Genomic DNA, 15,220 nt, shown 5'->3' with positions numbered 1-15,220 from the left:
TTTATCAAAAAGTCCGGGAAGCCACTGGGGGAGAAATCAAGCAAGTCATTAGTGGTGGGGGTTCCTTAGCGAGGCACTTGGATAACTTCTTTGAGATTATTGGTGTCGAAGTCCTAGTCGGCTATGGGTTAACCGAAACCTCTCCCGTTACTAATGCCCGGCGTTCCTATCGTAACCTGCGTTTTAGTGCTGGACCACCTTTACCGCACACTCAAATCCGGATTGTTGACCCTGAGACTCATCAGCCTTTACCCCAAGGTCAAACAGGCTTGGTGATGGTAAAGGGAGCACAGGTAATGCAGGAATATTATCACAAACCAGAAGCTACCGCTAAGGCAATTGATCGAGACCGGTGGTTTGATACAGGGGATTTAGGTTGGGTGACCCCCCAGAATGATTTGGTACTCACTGGCAGAGCCAAAGATACTATAGTTCTTACCAATGGGGAAAATATCGAGCCACAACCGATAGAAGATGCTTGTTTGCGTAGTGCTTACATTGACCAGATTATGCTGGTTGGTCAAGACCAAAAGGCATTGGGTGCTTTAATAGTACCAAATTTAGATGCCTTGCAAGGGTGGGTAGCGGCTCAAAATCTTCCCCTTGACGTATTCGCTCAAGATGTTGATTTAAATATTAAAGAGGTTCAGACGTTATACCGGACTGAATTAAACCGAGAAGTCCAAAATCGACCAGGTTATCGCCAAGATGACCGCATCAGCACCTTTAGGCTAATTCTAGAGCCGTTTTCCCAGGAAAATGGCATGATGACTCAAACCTTTAAAATCCGACGACCTGTAGTCACGGAACGCTATCGCGCTATCATTGACGCGATGTTTGCGTGAAGTACCCCAACAAGATCCGCTCAAGTTGGGGCTTCCAACTGGCGTCACAAGGACGGTCTTATTCGTCTTTAGGATTTCCCGTTTCATCCGCTGATGCCAGGTTGGGTACTTCCGTGCAGATAGAAAGTCCAGAACTGAATCTGGTGATGGTCTTACTTAGCTTCCACAGGCAGCCGCCCGTCTGACCCAGGCAGTAATTCTTTTTTTGCCGCTTGGTTTTCGCGGTTTATAACTGGTGTTCCAGTCGATGATGTCTCATGACATCTTGCGCTTGCCTTTTCAGTTCGCGTAGCGTCGGAGAAAGCCGAAACGCTTTGGCGAACGGTGGTCGAGTTCGTTCACGCACTTTGACTACATCTCTTATCCACCTAGCTCAACTATCATCAGCCCATGCCTGACCATGTAAACCTAAGCGAGTTATTTTGATATTAGCATATAATCAATCGTTCGGCTATCCATCCCCACCGTCAAAGAAGGTGGGGAATTCCGCGAGTTTCTGTTAAAACGTTAGAAGGTTTAGAGGTGCGGGCCTCGAACCTTGAGACTGAACCTCAATCTTCTTTCTCAGAATTATTGAGCAATATAACCAGTCACACTCTCAATCCCTCAAACTTACATAGTGGAACGCATATGGACGACTCTAATAAGAACTTACTCTTGAAACGGCCAATTAATATCAAAGCCATCGTTACCCCTCGATGGAAGGAAGAGGTTCAGCAACAACTACAAAATCAAATCAACCAACTCGACGGCCAACTGCAACAGATTGATCTGCAGGGACAAAAAGCGATCGCTGAGATTAAAAACCAGAGCGTGAATCCTCCTGGTCCTCAGGTATCGCAACAAATTGAAAGCATTCAAACCCAGGTCAATCAAAAGAAAAGTGAACTGCTAGAGCAGAAAAACCAGCAACTTCAGCAACTACAACAAGTCCAAACCCTCGAACTCGACCAGGAAGTTAGTCAAGGTCAGCTAGAAAGCTTCTTCAGGGTGGAAGAGGGAGATAACCTAGTCAAAAAGATGAACGTGGAAATTCTGCTGCGGGATGGGGTTATCGAAGAAATTCGCGGTGATATTTAGTACGATGTCAAGGCTGAATTAATAGCTACAGATTAAGGAAAAGGTCACACCAGATGAATAGACACGGATAGACAGATAGTTGGTTATCTGTCTATCCGTGTTTAAAAGTGTATTGTCTTTCACCCCTTTGCCATTGAGCCAGCGATTACTGGCAAAATTCCGTAGACCAATCCTGATGACCCCGACCCTCTCGACAGGTAAACTGTTGACCAGCCCACATGATCTGCCACTGTTTGCCAGTTTGGGCTGATTCCTTGGGTGATAACTCAATACGATACCGGATGCCACGTACAGAGTCATCCTGTAAACCCGTTTGAGTGATGGTGACTACCGCTTGATCAGGTTTAGGATAATCTACCTTGACCTGTTGATCAAAGTTTCCTTCAATCAACAGTGATTGGTTTTGACCAAAGGTAGATAATGCGATCGCTTTTGGATCGGCACCAATCAGCTGATCAGGTGTTGCCTTATTGGCTAGGTCAATGGCTTTGTAGTCTTCTCGCTTGGTCTGGACATTAGCAGGAGACTCAGTTGGTTTCGGTGCAGGGGGTTTGCTAATCAGATTGCAAGCACTCAGGATTAGGATAATACCTGTAAGCACGGTCAAGGAAAGTTTTTTGTTAAGCATTTCATACCAACTTGCATTCAATAGAAATCAAGCTAACTTGTCGGCTGTTGACAGTCAACAGTCAAAGCTCAAAACTCGACATTCAACGGTCAACACTTAACACTTAACACTCCACAAAACAGATTATTCCCTTAACCCAAGTCCATCTAATTACTGATGGTATTATTTATAGCGCTTGAACACTGACCCTGCACCCATAGCACCCAACATCAACAGACCCAATGTCGAAGTTGGTTCGGGAACTTTCTTAGAAGGCTTAGGGGGATCTGGGAAATCGCGAAACTTGATGCCAGAGACCGCACCACTTCCTGGTAGTTTAATATCTAGCTTGGTCACTGAATATTCAGGAAGATAGCTGAAATCGTAAGTGGATAGGGAGTTGTCTGTCCCAAGTGTTAGTGATTGTTTCTCTGTTGTGCCATCCTTCAGAAAGGCTTCCAGATATCCGTTTGTATTATTTAGATTCTCATCAATGTCTATAAGGGTGACATAATCGAGAGAAACGGGTTTATCAAAAGCAAAGGAAATGATGCCACCGCCAGCCCAGTCGTCAGGTTCTTCATTTGTGTTCTCATTGATAATTAAGACGTTACCCTGTGGCTTCGTCCCAAATGAAGGTCCCGTGGCTAAGTCAGCGTCTCCACCGCTGCATGTAATCCCAAAATCAGGTCCGCAATTGCTGTTGAATAACCTTAAGGGATGATTAGACCCTTTATTACTGGTTATATGCACACCGAATTTTGCCCATTGCTCACCAATATTTGTTTTAGTTCCCGCCTGGAGAAGGTTACCAGCATCATCCTTTTCAAAATCCAGTAAGTATGTATCAGCTAGAGCGGGATTAGCACCTACTGTTACCAAAGTAACTAAGGCTGCTGTGAGCGTAAGTGTTGATAACTTTTTCATGGTTTTTAAACCCTTAAATACTTACTGAATTTTAGCGTTTTAATCGTTTTTTTTTTATTTTTTTGGAGAGTTTTAATTAACGCTTTCCATCTAATTTTACGTTCCAAAGTATATGATAATAGTGATCTTATGTTGGCTTACCTTATCTGTTAGGTATAAGTTTCCTCTCTTGGGATAAATTATTCATTTATTCAATGTGTGAGTCTATTAATTAAAGATTTAGTGAAGTGACCTTCATTCGGGAACCAAAATCGATACAATTTAAGATTATACTAAACTAGATATTAGACTGACCCTGTCAGCCGTCAAGGGTACCTATAATGAATTGTGGGAATTTTTGATCAAAAGTTCCCTACTCCCTACTCCCTACTCCCTACTCCCTACTCCCTGCTCCCTTTGCTAGATAAGAGCTTTTAGTTAAAAGCCATGAGCATGTATAGAGTGATTGGTAGCTACCCACTCCCATTAAACTAAGCCAGTGAGTCACCTCACTGACTCGTCTACCCTTCGGGAAGGCTACGCCAACAAAACCGGGCGTGAAAGTTTCCCTTCACCCGGCTCCTCATTATAGGAACCATTGTCATTGGTACCTCAGTGGCCATGTTTGACCATGGCAAAAGGGCTCGAAATATTCGCTTTTCCAACTTCAATAAGATTCACACTCCTGTTAACCTTATTTCATTCCACCGTCTGGAAAAAAAATTCCAGGGTTTTAGACCTATCAATTGGTACTTACAACTATCTCTTTTCCTAAAATGTGAGTCCGTCAGCATATTCGTTTGCATTACCCGGTGACTTTAGCTTCTGACGTCAATCTTACCGACCTATCCCTTGCGGCTAACTACCTACTCTAGTATTGACCTTCATCAGAGCAAATACAGAGGTTACTTCGTTCCTGATAACCATTGATTGGACTTTTAGGGCGGTACTGTTCACCGGGGATATTGTAGTAGAATCTCGCTTTAGGAGTAGAACTTTTAGTCAAAATCCCATTGACTTTTGTCTGTGGCGATTCAGCAAGCAAGCGCCACTTGAGCATGACGATGATTTAAACATACCTTCGGTGTGTACCCATGAGTCATGAGCTGTTACTAACACCACATGATAGCTGGCAGTGCTTCACTACTTGACCCCGCTTTATCAGTAAGCAAGTTATGTCTTACTAATAGGGGTAAGGCTGTCAGGAGGATTCCGCGAGGGTCAGAAGTTACCGAAAGAATAGTGCAGCCTTTATGGTCAGCAGGTTAGGCATCATAGGAGTAAGGTTTTGTACTAAGGCTGCACTATTCTTTGGTTTTGTCTCCGGGCTGGACTAACACCTGCATGGTTATCAAGTTGTCTAGGTTCATATGTCAAGCGCAGCTAATCCCCCATACCCTTATCGGGTAAGGTTTATAGCTAACGAATCGCACCTAATCCCTAATCCCAAGGACAAACAGGATATCCGTATTGTAGAAAACCATGGAAGCCCGCCTCATGGTTTCTTTACAGAGTACGATGGCTTTCTGGGGCTTATTCAAGTTACAATGCAAGCTGGCATAATGTTTTTGCTAGCTCTCTAGAATTGATTTAGAAGACCACCCCATGATTCACGAAGTTTTCATGCCCGCCCTCAGTTCAACCATGACCGAAGGCAAAATCGTTTCCTGGGAAAAATCTCCCGGAGACAAAGTCGAAAAAGGTGAAACCGTGGTGGTGGTTGAGTCGGATAAGGCTGATATGGACGTTGAGTCCTTCTATGAAGGCTATCTTGCCACAATCACGGTATCAGCTGGTGACACTGCTCCGGTGGGAGCCCCGATTGCTCTGATTGCCGAAACGGAAGCGGAAATTGAAGCAGCTAAACAACAAGCTGCCCAATCTACACCAGCTATTGACACAGCAACGCCTCAGCAAGCAACGGCATCAACCCCAGAACCGGTACAGACCGCTCCCGCTGCCATTGCTGATACTCCCAGCCGCCGTAATGGACGAATTATTGCTTCTCCCCGAGCTCGTAAACTAGCGAAGGAATTACGGATTGATCTGAATACCTTGAGAGGAAGTGGTCCCCATGGCAGGATTGTGGCTGAGGATGTGGAAGCAGCAGCAGGTAAAGTGAGTACTCCCCCGGCACCAGTAACCACCACCCCAGCACCACCCCCGACACCGGCTGTAATGCCCACTCCCATCCCAGCAACTATGCCAGCGCCTCTGCCAGCACCTGCTGCGGCTGTACCCCTGGGAGAAGTGGTGCCGTTCAATACCCTGCAAAATGCAGTGGTGCGGAATATGATGGTCAGCCTGCAAGTGCCTACCTTCAGGGTTGGTTACACCATCACTACCGATGAGTTAGATAAGTTATACAAAAAAATCAAGCCTAAGGGTGTTACCATGACCGGGCTGCTAGCTAAGGCAGTAGCGGTTACCTTGCAGAAGCATCCCTTGGTCAATGCTAGTTATACCGAACGGGGAATTCAGTATCACAGTTCCATTAATGTAGCTGTGGCTGTGGCAATGGCTGATGGTGGGTTGATTACCCCAGTATTGCGCCATGCGGAGCAGCTGGATATTTATTCTCTGTCTCGCACTTGGAAAGATTTAGTAGACCGTGCCAGAACTAAGCAGTTGCAGCCAGAGGAATATAATTCCGGTACTTTCACCCTATCCAATTTAGGAATGTTTGGTGTAGACCGGTTTGATGCGATTTTGCCCCCAGGACAGGGTTCTATTTTGGCCATTGGTGCATCCCGTCCTACGGTAGTAGCTACCCCTGACGGCATGATGGGAGTAAAGCGTCAGATGCAAGTGAATATTACCTGTGACCACCGGATTATCTATGGTACTGATGCTGCAGCGTTCTTGCAAGACTTGGCGAAGTTGATTGAAACTGATCCGCAGTCGTTAACTCTATAAGCTTATCCCTTTGGGTTACACCTACTTGTTTTTCATATTATTTAATTACTGAGAGGGGCGCACAACGGTGCGCCCCTCTCAGTAAAATTGTTCACTATTTTGCTTAACAGTGAGATTTTCGCAGTTTCCGATACTTTTTAGCTACCAAAGTCTACCAATATCAACTTTAGCCCGCCAATGCCAGCTGATTGCTCAGCCAGGGGGTATCTCCGCGCTTCACGAAGAAATATTCCTCGTGCGCCATTAAAGTTCATTAACCAGATCCAATGTCACTACAAAACCCTTGGTTTTCGGGAAATTTATTTAATTGACACAAGGTCGTGGCACTAATATCATAGTTAAAGTATAGCAAATTACTTGAGGCTTTGGCAAGCTTTGTGATACTTTTGCCTACTGTCCACTAACCCTCCAGCAGTAAACAAACCACCCAAAGCGATTAGACCAAGCACTGTAGAGGATTCAGGCACATCTTGTGGGTTCGATAAATGCGGTGGAAGAGAGCCACCGAAGGCCAGTTGGTAGTTGCCTGTGTGAGAATACGTGTAATCGTTATTATCGTCAAGGCTGACCAGCCCAGAATCTGTGGCCTCGAAACCATAAAGGTATTGGGTTTTCCCATCGTATTCAACCTTGACCATTTCACTAGCCTGTATACTAGGTGGTAGGAAACCAGCGAAGGCTGGAGTAATTATCTCTGCCAACATATCTCTAGCATTAAAGTGACCTGCTAGCCCAATGGTAATTTGGCCTGTTGTGTCATCTTGGTTGACGTAGGAAATATTGGGATCACTAAATCGTTGCAATCCTCCATTGGCGAGGAATTGTCCATACAGCAAATTATCTAGACCTGACCCAATCAAAGATACAAGACCGTTTGCAGTTAAGGCATCACTGAACCACTTCTGAGCCAATCTGATGCCACCACCAACATCAGTAAACCAGTCAGCGAATGTCAGACTGCTCAAGGTGATGTCCTTACCACCGATTTGACCTGTTAGGCTAGTGACTTCGGTATGGGTAACAAAGTCGCTCAAGCTCAGGGTTTCACTGCTGGCAAATAGCTCTACGTTTCCACCAGGGTCACTAGCATCACCTTGCAAGATAGTTGACAAACTAGCAGTGTCATCTATCTGGGTATACATACCGTCAGATGCAATCTTGAGGTAGTCACTACCGATTAGGGTCGCTCCGGTGAGGCTTCCAGCAACAGCTGGGGTAGTGGCGATCGCACTCATACCGGCAAGAATTGAGGCACCGAGCCACATTTTAATTACTGTGCTTTTCATTGACATGTCTCCCTTTGAGTTTGTTCAGGTTGCTGGCAGCACTTGGTGTCTTTTTTTTAGTATCGGAGTGGGATGTTAGCGATCGCGTTTTTGATGGGGTTTAAGTTATGTTAATCTTTGACATAATCCTGATTGCGTCAGTTCCTCAGTCATGAATAGGGCAATATAGCGCTACGGGCAAGGCAAGAGGCAAAAGGCATGCATGCAAAAGTTTACTACAACAGCGCAGGTGCGCTTTCCGTATTAAGAATTAAATTCGCCACGGGTCGCACCTTTTTCAACTTGTATCAATGTGCTAACCTTAATCCGTAGTGCTATAAATTTTGATTCTTGTAGCGATTAGCGATTACCGATTAGCGATTAGCGATCACCCAAGACCTGATCAGATTATTCACCTGTTCTGGTATCTCATCATGGGGACAGTGTCCTGCTTGTAGATAATATTCCGTTAACTGAGGATAATATTCCCTAAACTTTGCTCCCCGTTCTCTGCTCTTGATCCAAGGATCCCCTTCTCCCCATAGCATTAATAATGGACAAGTCATCTGTTCCAACAACACATCGACTTTTTCCCCTTGGGGTGACTTGAACACAGAAGCAAATACCTGAGCCGCACCAGGATCACAAGACGGGCGATAAATCTCGTCTACTAACTGTTCCGTTACTGCATCCTGGTCAAGATAAACCTTCTGGAGGGTTTTGCGAATAATTGACGGTCGCCGCAGGTACTGGAATAACAGGAAACTTGCCCAAGGTTGTAGAAAAATTGATTTGGTTACCTGATTGAGCACTTTTTTAACAGGATTGACCTTAGTAGCAGGTTGAGTATCACTAAATGGTCCAGCACTATTGAGCAATACTAAACCTGCGGCGGAGCTAGGACGCTGTGCCGCCACACACAAAGCTGCATAACCCCCCAAGGAGTTTCCAGCTAAGACTACTGGTTGACCAATCACCTCTGTAATAAAATCATCCAACTGGTCTCGCCACAAATTGCCACTGTACTCCCCATCTGGTTTAGCAGAACGTCCAAACCCCAACAAGTCAATCGCCCAAACTTCAAAATCCTGACTCAATTGAGCAATGTTTTTGCGCCAGTGGTCTGTAGATGCCCCAAATCCGTGAATTAGTAGTAAGGGTGGGTATCCTGATGGCTTCTGTCCAGCCTGTACATAATATATAGATTCCCCCCGCCACTGCCAGTAAGTTCCAGGGATGGGAGTATTAGAAGGGGTAGCAATTACCTGGGTAGTCACGGTAAACTATTAAGTAATGTTAACTTTTTGATCATAGCGCTCCCTGCCACCTGTCTGATGTTATACTAATGGCAGTATATAATGGGGAGTTTGCGTAAACATATAAAAGAGAGAGGGACAAGCTTTGTCAGTCGAAACCATTGAGAAGCGTTCAACAGTTCGTAAACACGCGCCTCGCTATCGCGTATTGCTCCATAATGATGACTTCAATTCTATGGAGTATGTGGTTAAAACCTTGATGGAAACTGTGACGAGTCTGACTCAACCTCAAGCAGTCAATATTATGATGGAAGCCCATACATCCGGGCTGGCATTGGTGATTACCTGTGCTCAAGAGCATGCTGAGTTTTATTGCGAAACCCTGAAGAACCGGGGTCTGAGTAGTACAATTGAACCTGACGAATAACGGGCAATAGGAGAAATTCTTCCCTTTCCAAATCTTGAAATTATAAAACGTTTTACACCTAGGCTGGCTAGATTATCCCTATACCCAGCACCATTCAGGTTGGGGATGTTTATACTAGCTTTGCTGTTGCTTTGGTTACCCATAGCAGCACCGATATACTTAATTGGTAGCGACCCAAACTCAGTGACAATCCTGACTATGGGGCTAATGTTAGGGGTATTTCTGTACTTAGTCCGAGTTTGGGGAAGGAAGGTTTATCGCCAGCCAGGACTGTTAAAAAAATATGGTTTGCGGCTAACAGCCCAAAACGCTATTGAGTTAATCAGAGGACTAGGTCTAGGTCTGTTAATGACTCTTAGTCTGTTTGGATTACAAGGGTGGCTGGGTTGGGTAGCATTCCAAACCCCTGCACTGCCATGGTCACGGCTGATTGTAGAGGGATTAATCAGTGCTTTGGCCATAGGCTTCGCTGAAGAATTGGTGTTTCGGGGTTGGTTGCTTGATGAGTTGCAACGGGATTATAGTTTTAGGACATCACAGTGGATTGGTGCGATCGCATTTGCGCTGCTGCATTTCCTTAAACCAATTCCAGAGATGATTCGCGGCTTACCGAGATTTCCCAGTTTATTGCTGCTAGGGTTAATCTTGATTTGGGCCAAGGGATCAACTCAAGGACGGCTAGGTTTATCGATTGGTCTCCATGCTGGCTTAGTTTGGGGTTATTATATTATTGATGTTGGGCAATTAGTAGTCTATTCGGGCAAGGTTGCTCCCTGGATTACTGGCATTAATCGCGATCCTACTGCTGGGATAATGGGATTGCTATTTCTTGGTTTGGTTGCTTGGTGGATGAAGCGCAATCATAACAGTGATTAGTGATATAAGGGAACAGGGAACAGGGAACAGGGAACAGGGAACAGGGAACAGGGAACAGGGAATCGGGAATCGGGAATAGGGAATAGGGAATAGGGAATAGGGAATAGGGAATAGGGAATAAGGAATAGGGAATAAGGAATAGGGAATAGGGAATAGGGAATAGGGAATAGGGAATAGGGAATAGGGAATAGGGAATAGGTAGCAGGGCAAAAATTATGTGTACCTCATTAGTATAAAAACCGCTATAATTGGTGATTAGTAATTATTAATGATTGCTATTGAGACGTCCGGAATAGTTTTATCTTCGCTATATTCACTACTTAACCTTATATACCAATCCGTGTAGGAATTGTGAGAATTTTTGTTCCCTTTTCCCTAATCCCTGTTCCCTGTTCCCTGTTCCCTTTGGTATGGCAAAAATCCCTTGCCTTGTGTACCTCCCCTATGATGGAAGCAAAACAATTCGGAGCATAGGAGATAGCGGGTGAGTTTGGCAAGAATTTGGGCGATCGCAGCTAATGGTTTTCGGGAAGTGATACGCGATCGCGTTTTATATCTGATCGGCTTTTTTGCCCTAGCCCTAGGCATAGCCCTGAGGCTGTTACCGGAGGTAGCAGCAACCACAGAAGAGAAAATTTTTCTGGATTTGGGTCTAGCGGCGATGGGTATCCTGGGTGTAATCGTGTCAGTATTTGTTGGTACGGGGTTGATTAACAAGGAAATCGAAAAGCGTACTGTCTTAGTCTTAATTCCCAAGCCCCTAAACCGCGCTGAATTTATCATTGGCAAACACTTAGGGTTATCGGGTGTATTGGCTGTGCTGGTTGTGGCTATGACCGCCATTTATCTGCTGGGCTTACGTGCCTCTAGTATTGAATACCCTGTGGTTAGCATCCTGGTTTCGGTGGTTTACCAATTTCTAGAACTGTCTCTAATCACAGCAGTAGCGCTGATGTTTGGTGTATTTACTAGTTCACTGCTAGCAACCTTACTTACGTTTGGGGTTTATATGATGGGACACTTGAGCCGTGATTTAGTGGAGTTAAGCAAGTTGAGCGAGAATCCTGGCATTGAGCGGATGACTGAAACTCTATACTTGGTTATCCCGGATTTATCACGGCTCAATTTAAAGAATGATGCCGTGTATGGTGTCTTACCCCCGTTCCCAGAACTGTTTTTAAATGGACTTTATGGATTACTTTACATCGTGCTACTGCTAGCGATCGCTATCCTAATCTTCTGGCAACGGGAATTCTGAGTTATGCCAAGACCTATCAGCTATCAGCCCTGAGCATAATTTTTTTTCCCTGTTCCGGTGATCCGCTGTTCCCTATTCCCTGTTCCCTATTCCCTGTTCTCGACAACTACCACGAAGTCTAATCATGATAAATGGGGCATGATAGTAAATGGGGATAGTGCTAAAAATAGGGAAAATTATTTATCAAAACCATGCTAGAGCAGAAACTCAAGCAATTAAAAACTATATTTGCTGAGATGGAACGGGCTTTGATTGCCTATTCTGGGGGAGTCGATAGCACGCTAGTTGCTAAAATTGCTTACGATGTTTTAAGCGATCGCGCTTTAGCGGTCACTGCTGAATCCCCCTCACTATTACCAGAAGAATTAGAAGACGCTCGCATCCAAGCCGCTACCATTGGCATTACCCATGAGGTTGTCCAAACCCATGAGATGGATAATCCCAACTATACCTCTAACCCGGTCAATCGCTGTTATTTTTGCAAAAGTGAACTCCACGACACTCTCAAACCTCTAGCCCTGGAGCGAGGCTATCCTTATGTAGTCGATGGGGTGAATGGGGATGATTTAAGGGACTATCGTCCAGGGATTCAGGCGGCCAAGGAACGAGGTGCGCGATCGCCTTTAGCGGAAGTGGGGGTAACTAAGGCGGAAGTGCGCCAACTCTCGAAACAATTAGGACTGCCCTGGTGGGATAAACCTGCCCAACCTTGTCTGAGTTCTCGCTTTCCCTATGGGGAAATGATTACAGTAGCTAAGTTACAACGGGTAGGACGAGCAGAGATCTATTTACGGAAGTTAGGTTTCTCCAATTTGAGGGTTCGTTCAGAAGGAGATACTGCACGGATTGAGTTACTACCGGAAGAGATTAAGGAATTTGTGGTAACCACAGATTTACCGAAGTTAGTGGCAGAGTTTCAGGAGTTGGGTTTTGTCTATGTGACCTTGGATTTAGAAGGATATCGCAGTGGCAAATTAAATCAAGTTTTGGGCCAGGATGTGATTAGTATGAAAGCTTTATAAGTTTGGCTTTTTGTAAGCATTCAGTTATTAGCGAACAGCGATTAGCGCTACGCGCACGCGTGCGCGTTCAGCTATCAGCTATCAGCTATCAGCCTTTGTCTGACTGCTGACTGCTGACTGCTGACTGCTGACTGCTAAATGGTTACATTGCTCCAGCAATTGCTCAAAATTACGACAATATACCAATTGTTGGTAGTCATGCCATGCTTGTTTGTTACTGTAGGGAATTCGGTTCAATGTTGCTTGCTGAATCTTCTCCATTAAGGGACGACGAAGAGATTCGTAGTTAAGGCAAGCATTGGCGATTGCTTGGATATTATCAAGATTATTTTTCTGTACAATATTAGCGATCATGGTAGCTACAACCAGAGCATCTTCCAATCCTTGATTAGCCCCTTGAGCCATGAAAGGAGGCATCCCATGGGCGGCATCACCCACTAAGATAACTCTACCTGAACTCCAGGGATATAGAGTTTCTGCACGGTGAATGTAATAGGGACGGGATTTGATTTTGACAGGAGGAGATAAAGCCACTAATTGTGTGAGAGCTTTGGGAAAATTAGCGTTTTCCAACTCTCGCAATGCTAAAGCAATCAAGGCACTTCCAGATTTTTCTGTCAACTCTTCCTGGTTTAAAGGAAGATGGAGCAAATACCCAAACTGAGCATTGGGACGGCGAAATAGGAGCATCCGTGGGGATTCCATAGAAGCCGAATCCTCTGAGATTTGATCATTAGTGATGGTGAGAATCCGTTCCTGCTGAAAAAATTTGTTTTCAAGCTCTGTGCTTAGCTCTGGAGGAATATCCGTGATTTTCATACAGAATAGGGCGGCAAATCCGGAATAGTCAGGTCTGGCTAAACCACTGTAGGGACTATCCTTATAAAGAATCCGACGAATGGTAGAGTTGATACCATCTGCAGCAACAACTAGCCTAGCCCGGATTGATTTTTTTTTAAATTGTTGGCCACTATGCTCTGAATTGAAGGAGACTGTATCTTGATCGTTCTGTCTGTTTGACCAATGAGCATAGGGATTTGCTTCTATGGCTGCATCAGAAACAAAATCTAGCCGAACATATCCGGTGTTTCCTTCATCCACTACATTAATACAACGATGATTCGCTTTAACCTGTTCAACGGGAAGTTGGTTTCTGAGAGTGGTCTGTAAATCGTACCAAGATATAGAGACTCGACCCTCTCCATAATCATTGAACCAATCCTCATAGCTAAGAGGAAAAGAATGAATTTGCTCTCCCTTAAAATTTTTGTAAACCCATTTTTCATTGGGTTGCACTTTCTGAAAAAACTCCAGATCCGTTTTTTTAACTGCTTCGTAAGCAGAAGGGGCTATGTGCTTAAGCGCTTTTAATCCATTGGGCAGAAGGTCGATAACTTGACCCACTCGACGAAAGTCACGAGTTTGATCAAGGACTAGAAAATTAGAGATACCTCGCTGCTGTAAGCCAATGGCAGTGGCTAATCCCACTGGACCAGCACCAACCACAACAATATCATAAGTGTCGATCATAATTATATTTTTGCGATCGCGTAGCGTAGCCCTTCGGGCTAATCGTTTTTGCGATCAGCTTCCCTACTGCTGTTCGGACAATTATATTACCTTAACAACTATAGCAATTTTGTACTTAATTAAGTACAAAATTAGCTTTTTTAGGGAACAGGGAACAGGGAACAGGGAGCAGGGAAGAGGAACCCACCCCTACTGCTCCCAGGAGGGGAAGGGAAGAGGGAAGAGGTAAAAAATAATGTGTACCTCATGAGTCCTATGAACGCTATATCCGGGCTGAATGCTAGTTAAGCCAATTTTCTAAATCAGTTATGTTATTGAAATCTAAGAAGTCTTCTCCCAAATTTTCCAACTCTTCAATTGTTAAATTTTCTATTTTGCTAATGTTTTTTTGATCAATTTCCCCAAAACGCTTTTTCAGTTGACGCATTATTAAGGCTATCGCCTCATTTTTTCTTCCTATTTCTTCAGCATAAGTTAGTTTTCCTCTTTCATCTTGTAATGCCATAGCACGGCGATCGGCAATTTCTAATTCTTCTGGTGTCATACCAGCTTGATTAGCAAGATTTAACGCTGATTCTATCTCTGATACTTCTCCTAAAGAAGGAGGAATATTATCGAGACTAGAAGCTTCTTTGATGAAATAAATCCATTTATCGGCTAAAGTTTCTAATTCTGAGAGTCTTTTATGGAATTTCGGTAATTCTATAAATATTAACTGCAATTCCTCTTCCAGACATTCAAACTTTTCTGTTTTTTCTTGAAACACAAATTGATTAATAATTTGCTGAGTTTCGTCAAACAAAATAAAATCCGTAATTGTGACAGCTATAACAGGTTTAAGACGAATATAGTCCTCTGCTGTTTTTAACTGATTAACATATCCTTTCACCATATTATAAAGTACCCGTTTGCTAAAACCAGTGATGGATGAGACTTGCATTTCAATTAGGACAATTTCTCCATCCGCTAACACTGCTTTTACATCCAAATAAGTGTCTTTTAAAGTCAATACTTGACCGGGATTATAGGGATTAATAATGGTTAAAGATTTAATGATTGGTTCGCCATTGTAAATAATAGCATTAAGGAAACTAATTAATATAGTTTGACTTTCTTTGGAACCAAATATTTTTTTGAAGACATAATCTATTTTTGGGCTGATAAATCTCATAGTTTTGGCGTTCCTGAATTAAGGAATAAATGCGCGATAATCTGGTTTTATTAAAGCCCCC

Annotated in this window: 15 protein-coding genes; 8 read left to right on the top strand and 7 right to left on the bottom strand. The window is 44.0% G+C overall.

Annotated features, from left to right (window positions below):
* Positions 1-845 (top strand): AMP-binding protein (locus F6K57_RS22770; protein ID WP_293070791.1); only part of this gene is annotated, 845 nt, incomplete at its 5' end.
* Between the two features lie 630 nt (positions 846-1,475).
* A complete protein-coding gene (locus tag F6K57_RS22765; protein WP_044495479.1) occupies positions 1,476-1,925 on the top strand; it encodes a YlqD family protein in 450 nt (149 codons plus the stop codon).
* Positions 1,926-2,070: 145 nt separating this feature from the next.
* On the opposite strand, the gene F6K57_RS22760 is transcribed toward F6K57_RS22765, so the two are convergent.
* Positions 2,071-2,553, bottom strand: coding sequence for a hypothetical protein (locus tag F6K57_RS22760; protein WP_293070789.1), 483 nt, complete (start codon positions 2,551-2,553; stop codon positions 2,071-2,073).
* Between the two features lie 162 nt (positions 2,554-2,715).
* The gene (locus tag F6K57_RS22755) at positions 2,716-3,459 is read right to left on the bottom strand and encodes a PEP-CTERM sorting domain-containing protein (protein ID WP_293070787.1); all 744 of its coding nucleotides are present in this window, start codon (positions 3,457-3,459) and stop codon (positions 2,716-2,718) included.
* Positions 3,460-5,043: 1,584 nt separating this feature from the next.
* Here F6K57_RS22755 and F6K57_RS22750 point away from each other — a divergent pair.
* Complete coding sequence (locus tag F6K57_RS22750) at positions 5,044-6,354, top strand: dihydrolipoamide acetyltransferase family protein (RefSeq protein WP_293070785.1); 1,311 nt, start codon at positions 5,044-5,046, stop codon at positions 6,352-6,354.
* Between the two features lie 353 nt (positions 6,355-6,707).
* Here the strand turns inward: F6K57_RS22750 and F6K57_RS22745 are convergent, their stop codons facing one another.
* Both F6K57_RS22745 and F6K57_RS22740 read right to left on the bottom strand, forming a co-directional pair.
* Positions 6,708-7,640, bottom strand: coding sequence for an NF038130 family PEP-CTERM protein (locus F6K57_RS22745; protein ID WP_293070783.1), 933 nt, complete (start codon positions 7,638-7,640; stop codon positions 6,708-6,710).
* A 353-nt stretch (positions 7,641-7,993) separates the two neighbouring features.
* On the bottom strand, positions 7,994-8,896 hold the full coding sequence (locus tag F6K57_RS22740) for an alpha/beta fold hydrolase (RefSeq protein ID WP_293045490.1): 903 nt from the start codon (positions 8,894-8,896) through the stop codon (positions 7,994-7,996).
* 124 nt (positions 8,897-9,020) lie between these two features.
* Between F6K57_RS22740 and clpS the strand changes: the two genes are divergently transcribed.
* Positions 9,021-9,302: an ATP-dependent Clp protease adapter ClpS gene (clpS, locus tag F6K57_RS22735; RefSeq protein WP_293070781.1), complete on the top strand. Its 282-nt coding sequence runs from the start codon at positions 9,021-9,023 to the stop codon at positions 9,300-9,302.
* Positions 9,303-9,407: 105 nt separating this feature from the next.
* On the top strand, positions 9,408-10,178 hold the full coding sequence (locus F6K57_RS22730; RefSeq protein WP_293070779.1) for a CPBP family intramembrane glutamic endopeptidase: 771 nt from the start codon (positions 9,408-9,410) through the stop codon (positions 10,176-10,178).
* Here the strand turns inward: F6K57_RS22730 and F6K57_RS22725 are convergent.
* Positions 10,125-10,388 (bottom strand): hypothetical protein, encoded by a 264-nt coding sequence (locus F6K57_RS22725; protein ID WP_293070777.1) that lies wholly within the window; start codon positions 10,386-10,388, stop codon positions 10,125-10,127. The genes F6K57_RS22730 and F6K57_RS22725 overlap by 54 nt on opposite strands.
* 141 nt (positions 10,389-10,529) lie before the next feature.
* Here F6K57_RS22725 and F6K57_RS22720 point away from each other — a divergent pair, with 141 nt between their 5' ends.
* The 3 genes from F6K57_RS22720 (at position 10,530) to larE (ending at position 12,458) form a co-directional block, all read left to right on the top strand.
* Positions 10,530-10,652, top strand: coding sequence for a hypothetical protein (locus F6K57_RS22720; protein ID WP_293044278.1), 123 nt, complete (start codon positions 10,530-10,532; stop codon positions 10,650-10,652).
* 10 nt (positions 10,653-10,662) lie between these two features.
* Positions 10,663-11,436: an ABC transporter permease gene (locus F6K57_RS22715; protein ID WP_293044274.1), complete on the top strand. Its 774-nt coding sequence runs from the start codon at positions 10,663-10,665 to the stop codon at positions 11,434-11,436.
* 191 nt (positions 11,437-11,627) lie between these two features.
* Positions 11,628-12,458, top strand: a complete 831-nt coding sequence (gene larE, locus F6K57_RS22710; protein ID WP_293023721.1) for an ATP-dependent sacrificial sulfur transferase LarE — start codon at positions 11,628-11,630, stop codon at positions 12,456-12,458.
* Between the two features lie 81 nt (positions 12,459-12,539).
* Here the strand turns inward: larE and F6K57_RS22705 are convergent, their stop codons facing one another.
* Both F6K57_RS22705 and F6K57_RS22700 read right to left on the bottom strand, forming a co-directional pair.
* The gene (locus tag F6K57_RS22705; protein ID WP_293070774.1) at positions 12,540-13,988 is read right to left on the bottom strand and encodes an NAD(P)/FAD-dependent oxidoreductase; all 1,449 of its coding nucleotides are present in this window, start codon (positions 13,986-13,988) and stop codon (positions 12,540-12,542) included.
* Between the two features lie 280 nt (positions 13,989-14,268).
* Entirely contained in the window at positions 14,269-15,159 is an 891-nt protein-coding gene (locus F6K57_RS22700; protein ID WP_293023716.1) for an Rpn family recombination-promoting nuclease/putative transposase, read from the bottom strand.
* Between the last annotated feature and the right edge of the window lie 61 nt (positions 15,160-15,220).

This window comes from Moorena sp. SIO4A5 (assembly GCF_010672005.1).
In the GTDB taxonomy this organism is placed as follows: Bacteria; Cyanobacteriota; Cyanobacteriia; order Cyanobacteriales; family Coleofasciculaceae; genus Moorena.
The sequence above is the reverse complement of the archived record's forward strand: the minus strand, read 5'-3'. Positions and strand labels throughout refer to the sequence as shown.

Excerpts from the sequence above, each read along its gene's own strand:
- F6K57_RS22755 (WP_293070787.1), bottom strand. The coding sequence starts at position 3,459 with ATGAAAAAGTTATCAACACTTACGCTCACAGCAGCCTTAGTTACTTTG.
- F6K57_RS22760 (WP_293070789.1), bottom strand. The coding sequence starts at position 2,553 with ATGCTTAACAAAAAACTTTCCTTGACCGTGCTTACAGGTATTATCCTA.
- larE (WP_293023721.1), top strand. The coding sequence starts at position 11,628 with ATGCTAGAGCAGAAACTCAAGCAATTAAAAACTATATTTGCTGAGATG.
- F6K57_RS22705 (WP_293070774.1), bottom strand. The coding sequence starts at position 13,988 with ATGATCGACACTTATGATATTGTTGTGGTTGGTGCTGGTCCAGTGGGA.
- F6K57_RS22750 (WP_293070785.1), top strand. The coding sequence starts at position 5,044 with ATGATTCACGAAGTTTTCATGCCCGCCCTCAGTTCAACCATGACCGAA.
- F6K57_RS22745 (WP_293070783.1), bottom strand. The coding sequence starts at position 7,640 with ATGAAAAGCACAGTAATTAAAATGTGGCTCGGTGCCTCAATTCTTGCC.
- F6K57_RS22700 (WP_293023716.1), bottom strand. The coding sequence starts at position 15,159 with ATGAGATTTATCAGCCCAAAAATAGATTATGTCTTCAAAAAAATATTT.
- F6K57_RS22765 (WP_044495479.1), top strand. The coding sequence starts at position 1,476 with ATGGACGACTCTAATAAGAACTTACTCTTGAAACGGCCAATTAATATC.
- F6K57_RS22730 (WP_293070779.1), top strand. The coding sequence starts at position 9,408 with ATGTTTATACTAGCTTTGCTGTTGCTTTGGTTACCCATAGCAGCACCG.